Here is a 21,866-nt window from a genome sequence, read left to right as displayed (position 1 = left end):
GATCCAAAGGTTTGGAGTTGAATTTAGAGCATTTGTACTAATATTAATTTGAATGGGAAATGAACATCTTCAAATCAAAGGTTCAAAATCAAACCATTTTGCTGCTGTCATTATCGGCAACTCTACTTTTTTCTTGCAAAGCATACCGCAATCCCAATAATTTAAAGCCAAACTATTCAATAGAATCTCCTGAGCTGGCAGATAAAATGCCGGGCCTTCAAAATTTGCTGATTGGAGATGAAATCAAAATTGTGGGTAAAGACCAAAGCATTCGATTGATGAAATATTGTGGGGTAGATTCAGATTTAGTTTTGGGTGAGATGTGGAAAGACAGAGGGAAAAAATTAGCTGAGCCCAAGAAAGTTCAAATCCCCTTAGCTGAAATTGATTTCATCAATGTAAAGCGAAAAAGTCCTGCTGCTACCGTTGCTATGATTGCTGGAGTAGGAGGAGGGGTAGCTTTGGGAACAATTATCATTGTTCTCTCAACTCTAATAAATCATGTCGGTCCTGATGGTAACTAATATTGAGCTTCTAAAATTATAATGGAAACTCGAGGTCTATCAGAATTGGATAGTAGTACTCGGATTGCCTCTTATGCATTTCGTCAACTAGGGAATCGACTAGAGCGAGATAGGGCCGGTAGTTAAAAAAAAAGCTGCTTCATGTGATGAAGCAGCTTTTGTGACAGATGGTGATCTGATTATCCTTTGATCACTGAGAAGTCAAACGTTTCCAAAAACTTCGTTGTGAAATCTCCTTCTTTGAACTGTTCGTTTTCCAATAAGGCAATGTGGAAAGGAATCGTAGTTTTGATTCCGTCGATGACAAATTCCTCCAGTGCTCTTTTCATTCTAACGATGACTTCCTCTCTTGATTGTCCACTGACGATCAGTTTGGCAATCATGGAGTCATAGTTTGGCGGAATGACGTAACCTGCATAGACGTGTGAGTCGACTCTGACTCCTCGTCCTCCAGGGATGTGAAGGTTGTTTATTCTCCCTGGACTAGGTCGGAATCCATGTGCTGGATCTTCGGCGTTGATTCTGCATTCCATCGCAAACAGCTTAGGGATGTAGTTTTTGCCGGATATTTTTTCACCTGCCGCGACTTTGATCTGCTCTTTGATGAGGTCAAAATCAGTGACTTCTTCGGTGATAGGATGCTCTACTTGAATTCGCGTATTCATTTCCATGAAATAGAAGTTGCGATCCTTATCCACCAAAAATTCAATGGTACCAGCTCCTTCGTATCCGATAGCTTCAGCGCCTTTGATGGCAGCTTTGCCCATGGCTTCACGAAGCTCTTCGGTGATAAAAGGAGATGGAGTCTCCTCTACCAATTTCTGGTGTCTTCTCTGAATGGAGCAGTCTCTTTCAGAAAGGTGGCAGGCTTTGCCATTGCTATCTCCTACTACTTGGATTTCGATGTGTCTTGGTTCCTCGACAAATTTCTCAAGATAAAGTCCGTCGTTTCCAAAAGCGGCACCGGATTCCATTTTGGCATCATCCCATGCTTTTTTGAAGTCTTTGTCTTCTTTGACGATTCTCATCCCTCGTCCACCGCCACCTGCGGTAGCTTTGAGGATGACGGGGTAGCCCATTTCATTGGCGAGCTTGAGACCTTGCTCTACAGAGTCAAGCAGACCTTCAGAACCTGGAATAGTCGGTACTCCGGCAGCTTTCATGGTAGCTTTGGCAGTTGCCTTGTCGCCCATTTTGCCAATCATATCCGGAGATGCACCGATGAATTTGATTCCGTATTCATCACAGATTCTGGAAAACTCAGCATTTTCTGAAAGGAATCCATAGCCTGGATGAATCGCATCGGCATTGGTGATTTCTGCAGCAGCGATGATGCGTGGGATGTTGAGGTAGGATTCTCGGCTCGGTGCTGGACCGATGCATACAGCCTCATCCGCAAAGCGGACGTGGAGAGAATCTTTGTCAGCAGTAGAGTAAACGGCCACTGTCTTGATCCCCATCTCCTTGCAGGTACGGATCACTCTCAGGGCGATTTCTCCTCGGTTTGCTATCAGTATTTTGTTAAACACAGCAATATGATTTTGGGTGAAAAATTAACCTGCTGGATCTACCAAGAACAATGGTTGATCGTATTCTACAGGAGTGGCATTGGCAACCAAGATTTTTACAATTTTTCCTGAAATTTCAGATTCGATTTCGTTGAAAAGCTTCATCGCCTCGATGATACATACAGTCTGACCAGCTTTGATGCTGTCTCCTTCGCTTACAAATGCAGGTGCATCTGGGTTGGGAGTCATATAGAATGTACCGATCATTGGGGACTTGATCTCTACCAGATTGGCATTGCTCGCTGCTGGAGCCGGAGCTGCTTCTACAGCCGGTGCCGGAGCTGGCGCAGGACTAGGAGCTGGAGCTGCCACTGGGGCAGGAGCCGCTTCTATCATTTTCACCTGAGGTGCCTCTGAATATTTTTTGATGGAAAGTTCAAATTCCTCTGTTTTGATTTTTACTTCAGCCAGACCGGAATTTGAGATATAATCGATCAATTCCTGGATTTCTTTTGCTTTCATAAGATTCTAGTTTTGATTGGCTTTTGTGCCAAGGTTGGGTTTGAAACAATAAAGCCGCACTACCCATCAGGGGCGCAGCCTTCACTTACTTCACTCGCTCGGAATAGGATCCGTCACGTGTATCTACTTTGATCATGATATCCTGATCCACAAAAAGTGGAACCATGACCGTAGCACCAGTTTCGACAGTAGCTGGTTTTAGCGCATTGGTAGCCGTATCACCTTTGATACCAGGCTCCGTGTAGGTGATCATCAGTTCGACAAAAGGTGGAAGCTCCACCGCAAGGGGAGTTTCTGTCTCGTCATGCACCATGATATCTACGAGTTGCCCGTCTTTGAGCAAATTGTATCGTTCGATCAGTTTCTCTTCGATCATGATCTGCTCGAAGGTATTGGTGTCCATGAAATGGTATCCCATGTCATCTTTGTATAGAAACTGATGAGGTCTTTTCTCTACTCTTGCAGTAGTTACTTTTTCTCCGGCATTGAATGTCTTGTCCAATGTCTTGCCAGATGTCAAACTTTTCAGTTTTGTCCGCACAAAAGCAGCTCCTTTTCCTGGCTTTACGTGCTGGAAATCGACAATCGACCAGATGTCGTTGTTCATTTCCAGGCAAAGGCCATTTTTAAAATCTGCAGTACTTGCCATATGTTTTGATAGTTTATTGACTAATTATTTTGGGTCATAGCCCCACTTGAGGTAGACAGATCCCCAGGTGAAACCACCTCCAAAGGCTGCCAGAATCAGGTTGTCTCCTTTTTTCAACTGAGACTCATAGTCCCAGAGGCAAAGAGGGATTGTGCCTGCAGTGGTATTGCCATAGTTTTCTATATTCATCATGACCTTCTCAGGACCCACGCCCATTCTATTGGCAGTGGCATCAATGATCCGCTTGTTAGCCTGATGAGGAACCAGCCAAGCGACATCATCGCCGGAAAGATTGTTTCGCTCCATCACTTCTGCACTGACATCTGCCATGTTGGTCACTGCAAACTTAAACACAGTAGATCCTTCTTGGTAGGCAAAGTGTTCTCTGGCTTCTACAGTTTGATGAGTGGCTGGTTTGCGGCTACCTCCGGCTTTCATGTGAAGGTAAGGAGCTCCAGATCCATCAGATTTGAGGATGGCATCCATCACTCCAAGTTCTTCAGTGGTAGGCTCCAGCATGACTGCTCCAGCGCCATCCCCAAAGAGTATGCAGGTAGTTCTGTCTTTGTAATCGATGATGGAGGACATCTTGTCGGCTCCGATGACAATGACTTTTTTGTGTGATCCAGTCTGTATAAACTGGGATCCCATCTGCAAGGCATATAAAAATCCCGAGCAAGCTGCCGAGATATCAAAACTATAGCTGTTTTTGGCTCCGACTTTGTCAGCGATGATATTGGCTGTAGCCGGGAATGGCATGTCGGGAGTGACTGTGGCGCAGATGATCAGATCTACATCCAGAGGGTCTGTGTTGGTTTTTTCGAGCAGCCCTTTGACTGCTTCAGCTCCCAAAACGGAGGTTCCTTGATTTTCTCCTTTGAGAATTCTTCTTTCCTTGATGCCGGTACGTGAAGTGATCCATTCGTCGTTGGTTTCTACCAGCGTTTCAAGTTCTTTGTTGGTCAATCGGTACTCGGGGACATACCCCTGAATCCCGGTGATCATGGCTCTGATTTTGTCCATTAGATTTTTTTTATTTCAAAGACGAGGAGATCTGTCTTTGTCTATCTTAGGTTGTAAGGTTTTACTAAGGAATGTCAAAAATATTACAATTGCTTCTTACCACCAAAATTAATCACCCTGTCATTGGGTAAGTGCTTGATGCTTTGGGGATTGAAATGCATGGAAACAAAAAATCCATTCCGATAGTGGAATGGATTTTTGTATAATGGAAAGATTTGGATTAAGCCAAAACTTCTTTTTCGATAATTACCTGTCCTTTGTAGTACAATTTACCGTCCAACCAGAAAGCTCTGTGCGGAAGGTGCATTTCGCCAGTAGTAGGACATTTAGCCAAACCAGGAGCCTCCAACTTGTAATGAGTTCTTCTTTTATCTCTTCTGGTTTTCGAAATTTTGCGTTTAGGATGTGCCATTTTATGTGTGGTTTATGATTTCTCTTTATTTTTTTAAATTTTTCAGCATTTCCCATCTGGGATCTACCGGTTTGTTTTCTTCATTTTCCTCCTCTTGGATATCTTCTTCCTGACCTGCCTCACCATCGATGTAGACATAAAGCCCTTGTGCCTCATCCTCATCATCATCCAATTCATTTTTGTGATCTGGATGGATTTTTTTGGCAGGAAGCCCCAATAGGATAAATTCATAAATCAACTGAGCTACATTGATCTTAGGGGTGTCCCGGGTGATCATGTAGATGTTTTCGTCGATTTCTGTTTCCTCAGAGCCATATTTGAAGAGGATCTCCTCATGGATCTCCAGTGGATGGTCAAATTCTTTCAGACTTCTGTCACAGGTGAGCCGGACAGTGCCAGAAATATCAAATTCCATCTCAATAAGATTGGCTCCTTTGTGCATCGTGACCCTTGTGGTCAAGTTGCCTTTTTCGACCAGGTCATTGTCCTCGAATAGTCCAAAGAACTGATCATCTATCAGAAATTCAATTTCGTGAATTCCTTCTTTGAACTTAATTATCTCAATATCAAAGCTTCTCAAGAGTTTCACGATTCCTCCTTCTGATTTAAGACCGCAAAAATAGACATAATTTTATTTTTTGTGAAATACTAAGGGAAATATTATTTGGTTTTCTCTACAAAAATCAAATTTCCTCCAGTAGTGATTCTTTATGTTGTACGATATCGGCAGCCAAAAAGATGGCAGCACGCATCGAACCTTCATCCGCAAGGCCTTTTCCTGCGATATTATAAGCGGTGCCATGGTCTGGTGATGTGCGGATGACAGGCAATCCAGCGGTGAAATTCACGCCATTGTCAAAGGCCAGGGACTTGAAAGGTATCAGTCCTTGATCATGGTACATCGCCAAGATGCCGTCAAACTTGCTCTGGTGCATCATGCCGAAGAATCCATCTGAAGGGTAGGGGCCAAAGACGAGCTTGCCCTGCTCCTTGAGTTCATTGATAGCCGGACGGATCACCTGTGCTTCTTCCTCTCCCAAGAGTCCCTCTTCTCCTGCGTGTGGATTGAGTCCCAAAATAGCGACTCGGGGTTTGGCTATACCAAAATCCTTTTCAAGGCTTTGGAGCATCAGGTTTGCTTTTTCTTTGATTTTCTGGGTAGTAACTGCTTTTGCGACTTTGGCCAATGGAATGTGTCCTGTGACCAAGCCGACGCGTAGCTGCTCAGCAACCATAAACATGAGGCTGTTTTTGGCACCCACTGCTCCTGTCAAAAACTCGGTATGACCTACAAAGTGAAAATCGTCCGAGTTGATGTTACTTTTATTGAGAGGGGCAGTGACTAGTGCTTGGATTTTTTCATCCTTGAGATCAGCTACTGCCATTTTGAGAGATTCCAAAGCGAGTTTTCCTGCTTCCTGCGTTTCTACACCAGGTATGATTTCAGGGCATTCTTCCTGCGCATTGATGACATTGACGCGTTTGTATTGGATTTCGTCCAGAGATCTGATCTGAACAAAATTAAAATCTTCCAACCCCAATGCCTTTCTATAATAGCTCAGGGCTTTGCCATGTCCATAGATCAGCGGAGTGAAGTTTTTATGAGTTCGATTGTCCATCAGGGCTTTCAATGTCACTTCCACACCGATCCCATTGACATCTCCTATACTGATCCCGATGATTGGTTTTTGATTTCTTACACTCATAAAAAACGAAGGTTTAAAAAAAGGCCCTGCTTAGGGACTTAGGCCTTTAGGAATATTGTCTTAATTTTAGGCGCAAGTTATAAAAAATAATCTGAGCTATCCGATGCAAAACGTCAGACCCAAAAAACATCTGGGCCAACATTTTTTGACTGATTTGAGCATTGCTGAGCGAATAGCTCTGGCAGTCAAAGGTCATGGAGAGGTAAACTGTGTCTTGGAGATAGGTCCAGGAATGGGCGTATTGACTGATTTCCTGCTGAATAATCCACAGGACTTGTATCTCATAGATATTGATACTGAGTCGATTGCTTATCTGCACCAAAAATATCCCCAGCTTCAGTCCAAAATCATTGAAGGAGACTATTTGAAGGAGAACTTTTCGGCCGTCTTGCCCGAGAAGTATGCCATTGCAGGGAATTTTCCTTACAATATTTCCTCCCAGATATTTTTCCGTGTTTTGGAAGAAAGAGATAAAGTGACCGAGGTAGTCTGCATGCTGCAAAAAGAAGTGGCGCAGCGGATCGCCTCACCCAAAGGAAACAAAGACTATGGGATACTTTCTGTCCTCCTGCAGGCCTATTATGATATTGAGTACCTATTTACCGTGCCTCCCGGAGTTTTCAATCCTCCCCCTAAAGTGAACTCAGGGGTAATCCGACTGACCAGAAATGAAACTCAAAAACTAGACTGCAATGAGCGCTTGTTTTTTCAGGTGGTCAAGGCTGGTTTTGGAAACCGCAGGAAAACTCTGCGCAACTCACTCAAGTCGTTTCAGCTCCCGGATGATCTGAAAGCACACCCGATGCTGGACAAAAGAGCAGAGCAGTTGGATGTAGCAGATTTTGTGTTTTTAACCCAAGAAATCGACGCTTCTCGTGGAAATCATTAAGCAATTTGAACTTTCGAAAGAGTACCTAGAAAGCCTCCAGCAGGCGATCGAGTCTCAAAACCTGGATTTTATCCAGGAGACCATGGAAGGGATCAATGTAGCCGATATTGCGGCTGTATTGGATGAGCTTTCGATGGAGGAGTCCATCTATGTTCTGAGAGCTTTGCCTTCTCAGACGGCTGCCGATATTCTTATCGAGCTTGATGACAACACACTTTTTAGAGTTCTCAAGGAATTTTCTGAACCTGAAATAGCGAGCTATATCGAGCTGATGGACTCCGATGATGGGGCGGATATGCTCAAGTTGCTCGGGGAGCGGGAGAGAGAGGAAGTGATCTCCTATTTTCAGGACAAGCTGAAATCAGAGCAGATCCTCGAATTGCTTCGCTATGATGAAGACACCGCAGGGGGGATCATGGCCAAGGAATTTATCCGTGCCAATAAAAACTGGAATGTCGTACAGACTATCAATGAGATCAGGCGACAGGCAGAGAATGTGGAAAAGATATTTTCAATCTACGTAGTCAATAATCGACAGCAGCTGCTGGGAAGAGTGTCTTTGAAAAGAATCATCCTTGCCAATGAAAATACCAAAATAGAGGATATCTATGAGGAGGAAGTGATCTCTGTACCTACCTATATGGATCAGGAAGAGGTGGCCGGGATCATGCGGAAGTATGACCTAGAGTCTGTCCCTGTGATCAATGCCAAGAACAAATTGGTGGGAAGGATCACTGTCGATGATATCTTGGACGTAGTGCAGGAAGAGGCTGATGAGGATATCCAAGCTATGGCTGGTATTTCGGGAGATATTGAGGAGTCTGACTCTATTTTTATGATTACCAAAGCCCGGTTGCCCTGGCTTCTGATCGGGGTGATGGGTGGATTGATGGGAGCTAAGATCATCGGGTTCTTTGAAGGTGGTTTGAACAAATATTTGGCTTTGGCGTCTTTTATTCCCTTAGTAGCTGCGACCGGAGGAAATGTAGGGATTCAGGCCAGTTCGCTGATAGTACAGTCTCTGGCTACCAAGTCCGTGTTTGATGATACGCCGTTGCAGCGTTTTTTCAAAGGTTTGATGATAGCCTTGATCAATGGCTTGGTGTTGGGAGCTTTTGTTTTTTTGGTGGTAGTATTCCTGTATGGTTTCGAGCCTATATTCGGTGTCACGATCGGTGTGGCTCTTTTCTGCGTAGTGTTGTTGGCTTCTTTTATGGGGACGGTCACACCATTGGTTTTAAATCGATTCGGGATCAATCCCGCCATCGCTTCAGGACCTTTTATCACTACTACCAATGACCTTTTGGGGCTCGCTGTCTATTTTGGAGTAGCGATGCTGTTGTTGAACTTATAAGTAATCATGAAAATTCTGATCATTGATGAGATGCATTTGAGCATCGTCGATCTCCTGGCCAAAGAAGGACATCAGGTAGATTATGAGCCTAAAATCACCCGAGAGGAGATTTTGCAAAAAGTCCAAAACTATGAGGGGCTTGTAATCCGATCCAAAACCCCTATGAATCGGGAGCTGCTCGAGAAGGCTACCCAATTGAAGTTTATCGCGCGGGCAGGTGCCGGCTTGGATCAGATCGATCTCGAATATCTGGAGCAAAAGGGGGTCAAACTTTTTCATGCTGCCAAAGGAAATAGAGATGCCGTAGCCGAGCATGCGATAGGTGGCCTACTGGCTCTATTCAATCAGATTGTCAAAGCTGATTCAGAGGTACGGAAAGGTATCTGGGATCGAGAGGGCAATCGAGGGCATGAGCTGAAAGGCAAAACCGTGGGGATCATGGGATATGGCAACATGGGAAAATCCTTTGCCAAGAGACTCAAGGGCTTTGGAGTGGAAGTAATGGCGTATGACAAGTATAAGAGGGACTTTGAGGATGATTCAGTCAAGGAGGTGATTTGGGAAAAGGTAAAGGCAGAAGCTGACGTACTCAGTATCCATGTGCCATTGACTCCGGAAACTCGCAATTTTTTCACCTATGAGGAATTGAAAAGCTTTGCGAAGCCATTTTGGTTGATCAATACAGCTCGGGGAGAAGTGATCAACTTTGATACATTGAACAGAGCTTTGGACGAAGGAATCTTGCGAGGTGCGGTGCTGGATGTGCTCGAAAACGAAAAGTTTCAGAAGTTTGATGCGGCGCAAAAAGCAGCTTTCGAAAAGTTAGCTGATCGGGACAATGTATTGTTTAGTCCACATGTTGCAGGGTGGACATTTGAATCATATGAAAAGATCAATCAGGTATTAGTCAAAAGCATCAAAAAAGCCTTTCTCTAAGAGTATCAATGCATTGAAGGGGGGCTATATTTTCCCCGCTTTTTTGCTTTATGATCCGAATATTTCTATTTTTGCCTAACAAATACAAGCAAGAAACAAAGTAACGGTCTCACACATGTGACCGTTACTTTGTTTTTTGTGCCTACTAACAAATAACCATTATGTCAAAAGTACAATACTATACCGAAGAGGGCTTGAAGAAGCTGAAGGAGGAACTTCACGAGATGAAGACCAAGGGGAGAGCGGATATCGCCAAGCAGATCGCAGAGGCTAGAGACAAGGGAGACTTGTCTGAAAATGCCGAATACGATGCTGCCAAAGATGCTCAGGGGCTTTTGGAGTTGAAGATTGCCAAATTGGAAGCTGTGGTAGGAAATGCTCGTGTATTGGATAATTCTCAGTTGGATCAGTCCAAAGTGGGGATCCTCAGCACGGTCAAAATCAAAAATGTGAAAAACGGAATGACAGTCGCGTATACTTTGGTGTCCGAAGAAGAAGCTGACCTTAAAGCAGGTAAGATTTCTTTGGCTTCACCATTTGGAAAAGGACTGGTAGGGAAGACAGTAGGGGAGATAGCTGAGATCAATGCTCCAGCAGGTAAGCTTCAATTTGAAGTACTGGAAATCACTTACTGATCCTGATTATTTAATTCATTGGAATCCCGGTTTTCGCCGGGATTTTTTTATTTTCGGGCATTATGGCAAGCATCTTTACGAAAATTATCAATCGGGAAATTCCCGGTCACATCGTGGCTGAGGACGAAAACTACATCGCATTTTTGGACATTATGCCTTTGGTCAAAGGGCATGTCCTTGTGGTTCCCAAGCAAGAGGTAGACTACATCTTTGACCTGGAGCCAGAAGTGCTCTCAGGCTTGACTCTTTTTTCTCAAAAAGTGGCTCGGGCCATCGATCAAACGATCAAGTGCACCAGAGTGGGAGTAGCTGTGATCGGTTTGGAAGTGCCTCATGTGCATGTCCATTTGGTTCCGTTGCGCACGATGGATGATATCAACTTTACTCGTCCCAAGCTGAAGCTTAGCAATGAGGAATTGGCCGAAATAGCAGAAACTATCCAAAGCGGATTTTGAATAGCGAAAAGAAGAAAGAATCGGGATTCAAGAAGCTAAAAAGGAAAATCCGGAGTTGATGAGCAGCTCCGGATTTTTTGATATCGTGTGGTTGTAGGACTCTTAGCCTAACCAGTTTCCCCAAGGGATTCTACTCAAGATCAACACCAATCCGATCGCATACATCATGTAGATGGATCTGAATTTGGCTTTGGAAGTACTTAATTTTTTAGCTCTGCTGTAGCCAACAGTGATCAATGCAATGGCAATAATATTCATCAGTGGATGCTCCAAAGCAGTGAGTCGAGCGACAGGGTCAGACATTGCGCCGCCTGCCTGAAGCAAGCTCAGACCGATCGGGCTCAGGAAATATAGAACCAAACCTACCAACAATTGGATGTGTGAAAGCACAAAGGCAATCAAAGCGATTTTACGGTCTTTTTCGGTAAATTCTTTACCGGTCAGCGAGCCGATCAGCATGACCACTATGACGATGATAAGTGCGATCAATGCCAAATAGGCAAGACCGGAGTGCAGATGTTGGATTCCTGTATACATGTTTGAATGGATTGATGCGGTGAAAATAAGGCAAAAGAGCCGATTCACCTTGGGAATTTAAGTGATTTTTAGTCGACGAAAAGTACGAGACCTTTCAGATATTCAGTTTCAGGATGATAGATATTGACTGGATGATCTGCTGGCTGGCTGAGTTGATGAAGGATTTTGACCCTTCGTCCTGATTCTAGAGCAGCGGCAGTGATGGTATTTCTGAACAATGCTTTGTCTACCACTTGACTGCACGAAAAAGTGAAAAGTACGCCACCCGGCTTGATTTTTTTCAATGCCTCTACATTCAGTCTTTTATAAGCTTGAACGGCATTGTGTCTCGCTTTCAGGTTTTTTGCAAATGCTGGAGGGTCCAGCACAATCACGTCATAGTCATCTCCGATTTCACGGATGTATTTGACCACATCAGCAACTTTGGATTCATGCTTTCCTGTGATTTCAGAGTTAAGCGATATGTTTTCCTCAGTCAAATCAATGGCTTTAGGTGAAATATCCACTGAATGTACTTCTTTGGCTCCTTCCAAAAGTGCCAAGACTGAAAAGCCTCCTGAGTAGCAGAAAGTATTCAGCACTTTCTTGCCTTTGGAGAAGGATGCCAGTAATTTTCGGTTTTCTCTCTGATCGATGAAAAAACCGGTTTTTTGGCCTTTTTCCCAGTCGATTTTGTATGTGGCACCATATTCCCGAACTAAGTCTGTCTGAGGCGAACCTAGGATCCACTCATTGGACGCAATTCCCAGATTTTTTGGAAGAGTTTCTGAACTTTTGTCAAAGACTCCCGATAGGTTTTCACCATACACCGATTGAATTGCAGTGGCGATTTCCTGAATGTGGGCATGCATGCCTACATGATGGGCTTGGATTACAGCTGTGCCATTGTAGAAGTCTACAATCAATCCCGGAAGTAAATCGCCTTCTCCATGTATCAACCGGTAGACGTTGGTCTCAGTGTTGTCGGTCAAATTCAAGGCCTTTCTCACTTCGAAGGCATTTTGGATTCTTTTATTCCAAAAACTTTGATCTATCTCCTCTTGGTCAAATGTGATAATTCTGACCATGATAGAGCCATGTGCAAAATGACCTGTTCCTAGAAAATCGCCTTTTTGGGAGAATACCGATACAAGTTGGCCAGCTTCCAGATCAGCATCCATCTGTGCTATTGCTCCTGAGAAAACCCAGTGATGTTTGCGGAAAAGTGAGATTTCTTTTCCTTTTTTCAGTATGATTTTAGGATAGTTCATAAGAATGTGATTGGAGAAAGAAAAAGCGGGATTAGATCCCGCTTCGCAGTTTTATTGAGGTCTATCACAGGCAAGTTGTAGCTGTTTTCACGCAATGCCAAGTTGAATGGACCTTAGCTATTGCCATACATTTGGTCACGAAGTGCTTTTATTTCTTCGCTCTCCAAGTAGTCGTCGTATGGCATTCTTCTATCGATCGTGCCATTTGGAGTGAATTCAATAATTCTATTCACCGAAGTCTGCACAAAAGCGTGGTCATATGAAGACATTAAGACAGTGCCTGGGAATTCGATCACAGCATTGTTAAAAGCAGTGATAGATTCTAGATCCAGGTGGTTGGTCGGCTCATCCATTACCAAAAGATTTGGGTTTTGGAGCATCATCTTGGAGATCATGCAGCGAACTTTTTCACCTCCGGAAAGGACTGTACATTTTTTGAAAGTCTCTTCTCCCGTGAAAAGCATTCTGCCCAAGAAAGTACGGACATAGGCTTCTTCTTGATTGCTGGAGTACTGTCTCAACCAGTCGATTAGATTGAGATCTGAGTTGAAATAGGCCGAGTTATCGTTTGGCAAATAAGCCTTGTTGATCGTCACTCCCCACTTTAGAGAACCATCGGTAGCAGGGATTTCCTCCATGATCGTTTGGAAAAACTTATTGACTGCCTGCTTGGTTTTGGAGATGAATGCAATTTTATCGCCTTTGTCGACCATCAGGTTGACATCGGTGAAATAAGTAACTCCATCTGCCTTCAATTCTAGGTTTTCAGTCATAAAGATCTGATCACCAGCCTCACGCTCTGGCTTGAACATGATGCCCGGGTATTTTCTAGAAGACGGCTCAATGTCATCCACATTAAGTTTTTCGAGCATTTTTTTCCGAGCCGTAGCTTGCTTGGACTTGGCCACGTTGGCAGAGAATCGAGCGATGAACTCCTGCAATTCTTTTCTTTTCTCTTCAGCTTTCTTGTTCTGATCGGACCTTTGTTTCAAAGCAAGCTGAGAAGACTCGTACCAAAAGGTATAGTTACCTGAGTAAATTTTGATTTTACCAAAGTCAATATCCACGATGTGTGTGGAAACTGAATCTAGGAAGTGACGGTCGTGCGAAACGACAATTACCAAGTTTTTGAAGTTGACCAAGAAATCCTCCAGCCATGCAATGGTCTCAGAATCCAAGTCATTGGTAGGTTCATCGAGAATTAGGATATCAGGATTGCCAAAAAGTGCTTGAGCTAAGAGCACACGTACTTTTTGATTACCAGCCAGATTTTTCATCGGCTGATAATGGAGATCTTCCGTAATGCCCAAACCTGAAAGTAGGGCGGCAGCATCGGACTCAGCATTCCAACCATCCATTTCAGCAAACTCAGCTTCCAGTTCAGAAGCTCTTAGTCCATCTTCTTCAGAAAAGTCCGGCTTCATGTAGATCGCATCCTTTTCCTCCATGATGGCATACAGAGTTTTGTGACCCATCAACACTGTCTTAAGGACTTCCACTTCATCAAAAGCGAAGTGGTTTTGGCTCAAAACGGCCATTCTTTGACCTGGTGTGATATTGATTGATCCAGAAGTGCTGTCGATTTCACCGGATAGGATTTTCAAAAAGGTAGATTTTCCAGCTCCATTGGCACCGATTACACCATAGCAGTTGCCGGGGGTAAACTTCAGATTGACATCTTCAAAAAGGGTTCTTTTTCCAAATTTGAGGGAAAGATTATCTACAGAGATCATGTATTTCTTGGCTTTTTTTGAAGCGGCAAAGATAGGGATTTAATTATTCAATGAAGATTCTTTGCTTTGGAAAATACCTGCTTGCTAATTGATTCAAATGTTTACTTGATAGTCGATAACTATTTGTTTTACAGTCTAAATACTTTGTTTAAGTAAGGTTATGGTTTAAATATGTGTCTATTAAATTCAAATCATTGCTGAAATTCCTGTGAGTAGATGAGTGTGACTGGTGTTGACCGATTTCTCCAATTTGCTGAAATTGAGTTGTGGATTTATTCTGCTCGATCGATTTTTTGGATAGTTTTGCTAGCTCAGAATTTTTACCATGAGCATGAAGAAAATATTGATTACGGGAGGGGCTGGGTATATCGGTTCCCATACCGCAGTAGTGTTGGCAGAGGCTGGTTTGCAGCCCATTATTTTGGATGACCTTTCTAACTCCAGTGAACAGGTATTAGACCGGTTGGAGGAGATTATCGGTGAAAAGCCGGTGTTTTACAAAGGCGACTGCAATGATAGAGCTATCTATGAGCAGATAGCTCAAGATCATGAAATCAGTGGAGTGATTCATTTTGCGGCGTACAAGGCTGTTGGTGAAAGCACTCAGTTTCCTCTAAAGTATTATCGAAACAATATTGGTTCTTTACTGGTATTGTTGGATTTCATGCAGGAGAAGGGGATCAAAGATATTGTGTTTTCCTCATCTTGCACAGTCTATGGTCAGCCTGAGATATTGCCAGTGACCGAAGAGACACCAAGACAGGAGGCTGAAAGTCCTTATGGCAATTCCAAAAAAATCTGTGAGGACATCTTGGTAGATTTCATTAAAAGCAAACCGGGAATGCGAGCAATTGCCCTCCGCTACTTCAATCCAGTAGGGGCGCATGCAAGTGCCAAAATCGGCGAGTTGCCCAATGGTACTCCTAACAATCTCGTGCCTTATATTACTCAAACTGCCGCTGGTATTCGGGAAAAATTAACGGTGTTTGGGGATGATTACGATACAGCAGACGGATCATGTGTGCGTGATTTTATTCACGTGATGGATTTGGCAGATGCACATATGAAAGCCTTGGAGTATCTTTCAAAGCAGGATTTGGACTTCTATGATGTGTTCAATGTGGGGACAGGCAAGGGAGATACCGTGCTAGGAGTAATCAAAACTTTCGAAAAAGTAAATGAATTAGAGCTTAACTATCAGGTAGGGAAGAGACGCCCTGGAGACATTGAGAAGATCTTTGCGGATACTAAAAAGATCAATGAGGTGCTTCATTGGCAGCCTAGTCATTCGCTGGAGGATTCTATGCGGGATAGCTGGAATTGGCAAAAGAGTCTTTCCTGAAAAGAGGGGGAATGTTTCGTTAGAAGGGATTGGGAGTGATAGAAGTGCGAAAATTATTTCCCTGAAAAAGAAGTGAATAGAAAAGTGTCGAAGATTTTTTCTCTCAGCTTTTTGCATTCAAAGATCAAAAGCATACCTTTGCATCACTTAAAACGGAGGTCACAAGAGATCTTCAAAAAAGGAGCGGTAGTTCAGCTGGTTAGAATGCTTGTCCCGATACATCGGGAAGGTCGCTGGTTAGAGTCGCATTTGTTTCGAAAAGTTTGATGAAAAAGTTCATCAATTAGTGACATATTAAAATTTTGGAGCGGTAGTTCAGCTGGTTTGAATGCTTGTCCCGATATATCGGGAAGGTTGCTAGTTCGAGTCCTGTTCGATTCAAAGAATAATATTGAAATATACCATTAGGAGCGGTAGTTCAGCTGGTTAGAATGCCTGCCTGTCACGCAGGAGGTCGCGGGTTCGAGTCCCGTCCGTTCCGCATAATTTTGATGAAAAAGTTCATCAATTAGTGACATATTATAATTTTGGAACAGTAGTTCAGCTGGTTAGAATGCTTGTCCCGATTTATCGGGAAAGTTGTTAGTTCGAGTCCTGTTTGTTCCGAAGAATGTTTTGTTTACTCCATTAGGAGCGGTAGTTCAGCTGGTTAGAATGCCTGCCTGTCACGCAGGAGGTCGCGGGTTCGAGTCCCGTCCGTTCCGCTTTAGCCACTTAGTTTTTCTAGGTGGCTTTTTTTTTGATTTTTCCTATGTACTACGTTTATATTCTTCAAAGTTTGCTTGATGGTTCCTATTACATAGGATATTCTCATGATCCTCAGAGCCGCCTGTTAAAGCATAATTCCTCAAACACTGGATATACTTCCAAAAAGAAACCTTGGAAATTGGTTTATGTCGAGGAGTATGAAACTAAAGCAAAGGCTATCAGCCGTGAAAATGAAATCAAAAGACAAAAAAGTAAGGTTTATATCACCAACCTTATTGAGGGTTCAGTTGGTTAGAATGCTTGTCCCGATTCATCGGGAAGGTCGCGGCCCGCGATAGCAATCGGGGCGAGTCCCGTCCGTTCCGCTTTAAGTCCTGAAGTAATTCGGGGCTTTTTTGTTTTTCGGCTAGGGCTACAATCCTACCTGGATCCAACTTCATTTTTCCTTAATCTAGAATTCATCCCTGACTCATAAGAATTGCCTTATTTTGGGCAACCCCAATCCACTATGATTCAGAAATTCTCCGATGATATACTCTATCTCAAAGTCAGAGGTGCTGATCATCAGTCTTTTGATCTTTTGTTTGATAGGTATTGGAAAAGGCTCTTTCAATACGCTTTTAAGTTACTTCAAGATCAAGAGCAGGCAGAAGATGTAGTTCAGGATGTATTTATTCAGCTGTGGGAAAACGCTCCAACGAAAGAAATTCAGCATATATCCGGATATCTTTTTAGAGCTGTGAAATATCAGGTGGCTAGGATCATCCGAAATCAAAAGTGGAAGGTTGATCTGGAAGACTTGGGTATTGATGAAATTCCTTATGAGGAGGAAGCTCTGGATTTTTCACGGGAAGATCTTTTGCAAAGAGTGGAAGAAAGTATAGAAAAACTTCCACCTAGGTGTAAGGAAGTATTTAAGCTTCATAAGAAAGAAGGTTTTTCAACTAAGGAGATAGCCCTTAGTTTGGACCTTTCTCCTAGAACAGTTGAAAATCAAATTCAAAAAGCAATGCGGGCTTTGAGGGCTGATTTGGGCTTTTATTTTTTGCTAATGTTAGTATTAGGTTAATAATCCCTAGTAATTTTTAAGCTTCGGTTAAGTCTGATTTTTTGAATGAGTAGTTGAGATAGATCTAGATACTGTCCTGTGATGAACAGATCGAAACTAGATAAGGAGACTTTTGAAACACTACTCCAAAAGCAGGCAGAGGGAAGAACAAGTCCCTCAGAGAATCAGCAGATAGCTAGGATTTGGAGAAGCATAGAGCAAAAAGGCTCAGAGTATTCCTGGTCGGCTACAAAGGAGGAGCATTTGAAAGCCCAGATTAAGGGTAAAATAGATCAAAGTATAAAGCTGGAGGCGCGTAAAGGGCGTTCTTTCTCATTTAACTATTGGAGACAAATCGCCGCTGTCTTCTTGTTTTTTGCCATGGGGGCAATGATTGCTCTCAATTATGTAATGGAAAAGCCGGCTCAACTAGCGCTCATTGAAAAATCTACACAAAATAACCAACGTGCCAAAGTGGTACTTCCGGATGGCTCTGTCGCCTATCTTAATGTGAATTCGAAATTGAGATTCCCTGAAAAATTTGAGGGAGATGAAAGGAGAGTACAGCTAGAAGGAGAAGGTTTTTTTGAAGTGGTCCATTTGGATTCTATGCCATTCATCGTAGTGACAGAGAATCTTGAGACGAGGGTTTTGGGAACTTCATTTAATGTAAATGCTTATTCGGGGCAAGAGGAGGTCATCACGGTAAATACGGGGAAAGTTCAGGTGGCACTTCAATCTGATACAAATGGGGAACTCTATCTCAGTCCCAATGAGTCGGCCACTTTGATGATTGGACAGGGACAATTGTTCAAAAATCAAGTTGACGCTACTTCTATAATCGCATGGACTTCTGGCTCATTGAATTTTGAAATGCTTCCTTTTGACAAGGTAGTTGACCGGCTGGAGCAGTATTACCACGCTGAGATTGACCTGAGAAATTATAAAAATCAGGGTTGTCTGATTCGAGCTTCTTTTGAGAATAATGGCTTGCAGTTTATTCTTTCCAACCTTCAGCTATTGGCTGATTTCAGTTATGAAATGCAGGAGGATGGTTCCATAGTAATTGATTTTAAATCCTGTCGATAATAAAACTCAACTTATGTAAACAGACCCTTTCTATCCTTTTAAAAAAAGAAGGTCGGCTTGCGCCAACAAGCCGACCTAGACCCGGGACAAGTCCCAGATGTATTAGAATAAATCGAAGAAAATTATGAAAAAAAACTTACTTAGACGAATTGTGTCCATTTCGAAACACACTTTTCGGGTTTTCTTGGTACAGGTGCTTTTTATGCAAGTACTATTTGCCAACCCGTCCAACAGTCAAAACCTATCTCACTATAAAGTGAGACTTCAGGTAAAGGAGGCCTCTATCGAGGAGGTGCTGAAGATGCTGGAAGCTCAGACTGATTTTGAATTTGCCTACAATCAGGAAGTGGTAAAGGCTAATGAGACGATCACCTTGAGCATGAACGACAATCTTCGCAAGGTTCTGAAGGCGATTACAGAGCAGATCGATTTTGAATTCAGAAGAGTAGAGCAGAATATCTACGTAAGAGGAGTCGCTATGCCTAGTGTGCAGCCAGTCATCGACGAAAGAGCTGACCGAGAAATCAAAGGGAAGGTCATCGATGCTAAGCAAAATGAAGCAGTGATAGGAGCTACTATCATAATCAAAGGAACCACCAAAGGGACGGTGACAGATGTAGATGGTAGCTTTTCGTTGATCGTGCCAAAAGGCTCTGATGAATTGGAAGTATCTTATCTCGGCTACCAGAGCAAAACAGTGACGATAGGAAATCAAAGTGAACTTACTATCTACCTGCAAGAAGAAGAGGGTGTGTTGGATGAGGTGGTCGTATTGGGATATGATAGCCAAAAGAAAAAAGACCTCACCGGCTCTGTGGCGGTGGTCAATGCAGAGGAATTGAAAAGCTTGCCGACAGCGAGTGTGGAAAGCATGCTGACAGGTAGAGCTCCAGGTGTCCAAGTGCTATCTGACAATGGACCTGGCGGGAATGTGACTGTGAGAATCCGTGGTTTCGGTACGGTAAACAACAATGATCCATTGTTTATCATTGATGGAACTCCCACTACCAATGGTCTCAATACCATCAATCCACAGGATATCGAATCGATCCAAGTCCTCAAAGATGCAGCAGCCTCTTCTATCTACGGGTCCAGAGCTGCAAATGGTGTAGTGATCATCACTACCAAAAAAGGAAGAACAGAGGAAACTTCGGTGACTCTTGATGCTTATGCTGGATTTCAGCAAACCTACAATTTGCCTAAAATGCTCAATGCACAGCAATATGGTGATATGCTTTGGCAGGCTTTTGAAAATGATGGAAAAACTCCTACCAGTGATGTCTATGGTACGGACCCATCTGGTGCAGTCATTCCAGAGTGGTTGGATGCTGAGCAGACTATTCCTTCTGCAGATACAGATTGGGTGAGGGAAATCTTCCAGACTGCTCCTGTGCAGTCATACAATGTGACCCTGAGCAAGGGCAGTGACAAAGGTAGCCAAGTTTTTACATTGGGATATTTCAATCAAGAAGGTGTGATCAAATACACTGGATTTGATAGATACTCGGTCCGATTCAATGCAGACTATAAGGTCAAGGAATTCCTTCAAGTAGGACATAATTTCAATGCTTCATTTACAAAAACCAATGATGTGGGTACGAATAGTGCCTTGGGAAGTATTGTGTACAGTTCGTATAGATTCCCATCCATAGTACCGGTTTACGATATCAATGGAGATTTTGGAGGCAATCCTCTAAATGATGGTTCCAATCCACTTGGAAATCTCTACCGTGCAAAAGACAATACCAAAAATAGAATCAAATTGATGGGAAATGTCTTTGCTGATGCACAGCTTGCCGAAGGTTTGAAATTCAGAACCAACTTGGGATTGGACTATGAGTCTTATAACAGAAGAGCATTTTCACCGCTTTACGATGAGTTGCTTTCCCAAAATGTAATCAATAGCCTCTCCGATAGCAGGTCATTCTATTATCAGATGGCTTGGACTAATACTTTGTCTTATAATAAGACTATCGGTGATGGTGTGTTGGATGTCTTGCTGGGACAAGAGTCTATTGAAAACTATGCTGAGTCCGCGAGCGCATCTAGACAAGAATTTTTGTACGAGGATGGCAACTTTCATTACCTCAACTATGGCACGGCCAATCAGCAAAACTCCGGCTCTGCCAGCAAGTGGAACCTCCTTTCTTTCTTCGGAAAAGTAAATTACAGCCTTAAGGATAAATACCTTTTCTCTGCTACCGTGAGGAATGATGGCACATCAAGACTGGCCAACAATAAATGGGATATTTTCCCGGCTTTCAGTGCTGGATGGAGATTGAGTAATGAAGATTTCTTGGATCTGGGTCCAAATGTAGACGAGCTAAAAATCCGTGCTAGCTGGGGCCAGGCAGGAAACCAGCAGGTGCCTTCCTATTCCACCCTAGCCAGTTTTCAGAATAATATTACCTATTCCAACTATGGAATCGATGGATCGCAGGAAAGTGTAGCGATTGGATTGGTGGAAACACGCGTTGCCAATGGAGAATTGAATTGGGAAGTGACCACGCAAAGTGGTATTGGAGTGGATTTGAGCATGTTTGGGGAGAAGCTACAAGTAACAGCTGATTATTACAGCAAAGTCACTGATGATTTGCTGATCTATGCGCCTATTCCGCCGACCTATGGAGGCACTAATGACGGAACGTGGATCAATGGAGGCAAGATGAGAAACAGAGGTTTTGAACTGGGTACCAAATACAATGGCAGTGCTGGGGATTTGTTTTACACTGTTGGTTTGAATTACTCTTTCTACAAAAATGAGCTTGTAGAGCTAAACGATGGGATAGAATATCTGGGTATTCCTAGTTCTTCCCTACACAGTGTCAATTTTGGTCAGGAAATCTCCCGAACTATGGTAGGACAGCCAATTGGGACATTCTTTGGATATGAGTCCTTAGGGCTTTTCCAGACTCAGGGTGAAGTAGATGCCCATGCGATTCAGCCGGATGCTCAGCCAGGAGATTTGAAATTTCGTGATGTCAATGGCGACGGTGTCTTGGATGCAAATGACAGAACAGCCATAGGCTCTCCACATCCAAAAGCGATCATCGGTTTCACTACCAATTTTTACTACAAAGGATTCGATTTGGGCTTGTTTTTCAACGGTGCATTTGGACATGATATCTACAATCTGACCAAGTACAACAATGATTTCTTTAATCAGTCCGCATACAACAAATCTGTGGAAACTCTAAATGCCTGGACTCCAGAAAACACCAACACGGATATTCCAAGATTGTCTATGGATGACAAAAACCAAAATATCCGTCCTTCTTCTTATTATCTGGAAGATGGTAGCTATTTCAAGCTCAACAACTTACAGGTAGGTTACACGCTTCCGAATTTCAAGGGAGGGGATATGGAAATGCGACTGTACGGTCAGGCATCCAATGTCTTCACCATCACTTCTTATTCAGGGATGACTCCTGAGATAGGACTTCAGAATTATTCATCAAGCAATAGAAATCTCGATATCGGGGTGGATAGAGGGATTTATCCTCCGTCTCGCACATTTACGCTTGGGTTTAATGTCAAATTCTAAAG

The 21,866-nt window shown here is 43.1% G+C and carries 21 protein-coding genes and 2 tRNA genes; 13 read left to right on the top strand and 10 right to left on the bottom strand.

All coding sequences use genetic code 11. The features are described from left to right. Window positions 1-59 precede the first annotated feature (59 nt). Window positions 60-524, top strand: a complete 465-nt coding sequence (locus G460_RS0106275) for a hypothetical protein (RefSeq protein WP_026954555.1) — start codon at window positions 60-62, stop codon at window positions 522-524. 179 nt (window positions 525-703) lie between these two features. Here the strand turns inward: G460_RS0106275 and accC are convergent, their stop codons facing one another. The 7 genes from accC to pdxA form a co-directional block, all read right to left on the bottom strand. After that, on the bottom strand, window positions 704-2,053 hold the full coding sequence (accC, locus tag G460_RS0106270; protein WP_026954554.1) for an acetyl-CoA carboxylase biotin carboxylase subunit: 1,350 nt from the start codon (window positions 2,051-2,053) through the stop codon (window positions 704-706). Between the two features lie 24 nt (window positions 2,054-2,077). Then, a complete protein-coding gene (gene accB, locus G460_RS0106265) occupies window positions 2,078-2,554 on the bottom strand; it encodes an acetyl-CoA carboxylase biotin carboxyl carrier protein (RefSeq protein ID WP_026954553.1) in 477 nt (158 codons plus the stop codon). A gap of 85 nt (window positions 2,555-2,639) precedes the next feature. After that, window positions 2,640-3,203, bottom strand: coding sequence for an elongation factor P (efp, locus tag G460_RS0106260; RefSeq protein ID WP_026954552.1), 564 nt, complete (start codon window positions 3,201-3,203; stop codon window positions 2,640-2,642). Window positions 3,204-3,227: 24 nt separating this feature from the next. Then, the gene (locus G460_RS0106255; RefSeq protein WP_026954551.1) at window positions 3,228-4,226 is read right to left on the bottom strand and encodes a beta-ketoacyl-ACP synthase III; all 999 of its coding nucleotides are present in this window, start codon (window positions 4,224-4,226) and stop codon (window positions 3,228-3,230) included. A 220-nt stretch (window positions 4,227-4,446) separates the two neighbouring features. Next, window positions 4,447-4,638, bottom strand: a complete 192-nt coding sequence (gene rpmF, locus G460_RS0106250; RefSeq protein WP_008201274.1) for a 50S ribosomal protein L32 — start codon at window positions 4,636-4,638, stop codon at window positions 4,447-4,449. 25 nt (window positions 4,639-4,663) lie between these two features. After that, the gene (locus G460_RS0106245) at window positions 4,664-5,227 is read right to left on the bottom strand and encodes a YceD family protein (RefSeq protein ID WP_026954550.1); all 564 of its coding nucleotides are present in this window, start codon (window positions 5,225-5,227) and stop codon (window positions 4,664-4,666) included. Window positions 5,228-5,321: 94 nt separating this feature from the next. Further along, window positions 5,322-6,344 (bottom strand): 4-hydroxythreonine-4-phosphate dehydrogenase PdxA, encoded by a 1,023-nt coding sequence (pdxA, locus tag G460_RS0106240; RefSeq protein WP_026954549.1) that lies wholly within the window; start codon window positions 6,342-6,344, stop codon window positions 5,322-5,324. Between the two features lie 103 nt (window positions 6,345-6,447). Here pdxA and rsmA point away from each other — a divergent pair, with 103 nt between their 5' ends. The 5 genes from rsmA (at window position 6,448) to G460_RS0106215 (ending at window position 10,613) form a co-directional block, all read left to right on the top strand. Beyond that, entirely contained in the window at window positions 6,448-7,233 is a 786-nt protein-coding gene (gene rsmA / locus G460_RS0106235; RefSeq protein WP_026954548.1) for a 16S rRNA (adenine(1518)-N(6)/adenine(1519)-N(6))-dimethyltransferase RsmA, read from the top strand. After that, on the top strand, window positions 7,220-8,587 hold the full coding sequence (mgtE, locus tag G460_RS0106230) for a magnesium transporter (protein ID WP_026954547.1): 1,368 nt from the start codon (window positions 7,220-7,222) through the stop codon (window positions 8,585-8,587). The genes rsmA and mgtE overlap by 14 nt, the downstream gene beginning before the upstream one ends. 6 nt (window positions 8,588-8,593) lie before the next feature. Next, window positions 8,594-9,523 (top strand): 2-hydroxyacid dehydrogenase, encoded by a 930-nt coding sequence (locus G460_RS0106225; protein ID WP_026954546.1) that lies wholly within the window; start codon window positions 8,594-8,596, stop codon window positions 9,521-9,523. Window positions 9,524-9,684: 161 nt separating this feature from the next. Next, window positions 9,685-10,158 (top strand): transcription elongation factor GreA, encoded by a 474-nt coding sequence (gene greA / locus G460_RS0106220; protein WP_026954545.1) that lies wholly within the window; start codon window positions 9,685-9,687, stop codon window positions 10,156-10,158. 62 nt (window positions 10,159-10,220) lie between these two features. Beyond that, a complete protein-coding gene (locus G460_RS0106215) occupies window positions 10,221-10,613 on the top strand; it encodes an HIT family protein (RefSeq protein WP_026954544.1) in 393 nt (130 codons plus the stop codon). Between the two features lie 102 nt (window positions 10,614-10,715). Here the strand turns inward: G460_RS0106215 and G460_RS0106210 are convergent, their stop codons facing one another. The 3 genes from G460_RS0106210 to G460_RS0106200 all read right to left on the bottom strand — a co-directional run bounded on the left by G460_RS0106210 (window position 10,716) and on the right by G460_RS0106200 (window position 14,133). Then, entirely contained in the window at window positions 10,716-11,150 is a 435-nt protein-coding gene (locus G460_RS0106210) for a hypothetical protein (RefSeq protein ID WP_026954543.1), read from the bottom strand. 68 nt (window positions 11,151-11,218) lie between these two features. Beyond that, window positions 11,219-12,400, bottom strand: coding sequence for a class I SAM-dependent rRNA methyltransferase (locus tag G460_RS0106205; protein ID WP_026954542.1), 1,182 nt, complete (start codon window positions 12,398-12,400; stop codon window positions 11,219-11,221). 113 nt (window positions 12,401-12,513) lie between these two features. Beyond that, window positions 12,514-14,133, bottom strand: coding sequence for an ABC-F family ATP-binding cassette domain-containing protein (locus tag G460_RS0106200; protein ID WP_026954541.1), 1,620 nt, complete (start codon window positions 14,131-14,133; stop codon window positions 12,514-12,516). Between the two features lie 331 nt (window positions 14,134-14,464). On the opposite strand from G460_RS0106200, the gene galE reads away from it, so the two are divergent. The 7 genes from galE (at window position 14,465) to G460_RS0106160 (ending at window position 21,864) form a co-directional block, all read left to right on the top strand. Then, window positions 14,465-15,475, top strand: coding sequence for a UDP-glucose 4-epimerase GalE (gene galE / locus G460_RS0106195; protein WP_026954540.1), 1,011 nt, complete (start codon window positions 14,465-14,467; stop codon window positions 15,473-15,475). Between the two features lie 407 nt (window positions 15,476-15,882). Continuing rightward, a tRNA-Asp gene (locus tag G460_RS0106185) sits at window positions 15,883-15,956 on the top strand. 149 nt (window positions 15,957-16,105) lie between these two features. Continuing rightward, a tRNA-Asp gene (locus G460_RS0106180) sits at window positions 16,106-16,179 on the top strand. 47 nt (window positions 16,180-16,226) lie between these two features. After that, complete coding sequence (locus G460_RS0106175; protein ID WP_026954539.1) at window positions 16,227-16,478, top strand: GIY-YIG nuclease family protein; 252 nt, start codon at window positions 16,227-16,229, stop codon at window positions 16,476-16,478. Window positions 16,479-16,691: 213 nt separating this feature from the next. Then, complete coding sequence (locus G460_RS0106170; RefSeq protein WP_035464047.1) at window positions 16,692-17,252, top strand: RNA polymerase sigma factor; 561 nt, start codon at window positions 16,692-16,694, stop codon at window positions 17,250-17,252. Window positions 17,253-17,333: 81 nt separating this feature from the next. Next, entirely contained in the window at window positions 17,334-18,320 is a 987-nt protein-coding gene (locus G460_RS22605) for a FecR family protein (protein ID WP_157366875.1), read from the top strand. A 124-nt stretch (window positions 18,321-18,444) separates the two neighbouring features. Further along, on the top strand, window positions 18,445-21,864 hold the full coding sequence (locus G460_RS0106160; RefSeq protein ID WP_026954536.1) for a SusC/RagA family TonB-linked outer membrane protein: 3,420 nt from the start codon (window positions 18,445-18,447) through the stop codon (window positions 21,862-21,864). Window positions 21,865-21,866 lie beyond the last annotated feature (2 nt).

Source organism: Algoriphagus vanfongensis DSM 17529, assembly GCF_000429465.1.
Taxonomy (GTDB): domain Bacteria; phylum Bacteroidota; class Bacteroidia; order Cytophagales; family Cyclobacteriaceae; genus Algoriphagus; species Algoriphagus vanfongensis.
Note: the sequence above shows the minus strand (reverse complement) of the source record. Positions and strands in the feature narration are given on the sequence as shown.

Bases quoted from the DNA above. Each gene is read 5' to 3' on its own strand.
- pdxA (WP_026954549.1), bottom strand. From the start codon at position 6,344: ATGAGTGTAAGAAATCAAAAACCAATCATCGGGATCAGTATAGGAGAT.
- G460_RS0106205 (WP_026954542.1), bottom strand. From the start codon at position 12,400: ATGAACTATCCTAAAATCATACTGAAAAAAGGAAAAGAAATCTCACTT.
- G460_RS0106225 (WP_026954546.1), top strand. From the start codon at position 8,594: ATGAAAATTCTGATCATTGATGAGATGCATTTGAGCATCGTCGATCTC.
- greA (WP_026954545.1), top strand. From the start codon at position 9,685: ATGTCAAAAGTACAATACTATACCGAAGAGGGCTTGAAGAAGCTGAAG.
- rsmA (WP_026954548.1), top strand. From the start codon at position 6,448: ATGCAAAACGTCAGACCCAAAAAACATCTGGGCCAACATTTTTTGACT.
- G460_RS0106210 (WP_026954543.1), bottom strand. From the start codon at position 11,150: ATGTATACAGGAATCCAACATCTGCACTCCGGTCTTGCCTATTTGGCA.
- G460_RS0106275 (WP_026954555.1), top strand. From the start codon at position 60: ATGAACATCTTCAAATCAAAGGTTCAAAATCAAACCATTTTGCTGCTG.
- G460_RS0106215 (WP_026954544.1), top strand. From the start codon at position 10,221: ATGGCAAGCATCTTTACGAAAATTATCAATCGGGAAATTCCCGGTCAC.
- rpmF (WP_008201274.1), bottom strand. From the start codon at position 4,638: ATGGCACATCCTAAACGCAAAATTTCGAAAACCAGAAGAGATAAAAGA.
- accB (WP_026954553.1), bottom strand. From the start codon at position 2,554: ATGAAAGCAAAAGAAATCCAGGAATTGATCGATTATATCTCAAATTCC.
- G460_RS0106160 (WP_026954536.1), top strand. From the start codon at position 18,445: ATGAAAAAAAACTTACTTAGACGAATTGTGTCCATTTCGAAACACACT.
- galE (WP_026954540.1), top strand. From the start codon at position 14,465: ATGAAGAAAATATTGATTACGGGAGGGGCTGGGTATATCGGTTCCCAT.
- G460_RS0106170 (WP_035464047.1), top strand. From the start codon at position 16,692: ATGATTCAGAAATTCTCCGATGATATACTCTATCTCAAAGTCAGAGGT.
- efp (WP_026954552.1), bottom strand. From the start codon at position 3,203: ATGGCAAGTACTGCAGATTTTAAAAATGGCCTTTGCCTGGAAATGAAC.
- G460_RS0106175 (WP_026954539.1), top strand. From the start codon at position 16,227: ATGTACTACGTTTATATTCTTCAAAGTTTGCTTGATGGTTCCTATTAC.
- G460_RS0106200 (WP_026954541.1), bottom strand. From the start codon at position 14,133: ATGATCTCTGTAGATAATCTTTCCCTCAAATTTGGAAAAAGAACCCTT.
- G460_RS0106255 (WP_026954551.1), bottom strand. From the start codon at position 4,226: ATGGACAAAATCAGAGCCATGATCACCGGGATTCAGGGGTATGTCCCC.
- G460_RS22605 (WP_157366875.1), top strand. From the start codon at position 17,334: ATGAACAGATCGAAACTAGATAAGGAGACTTTTGAAACACTACTCCAA.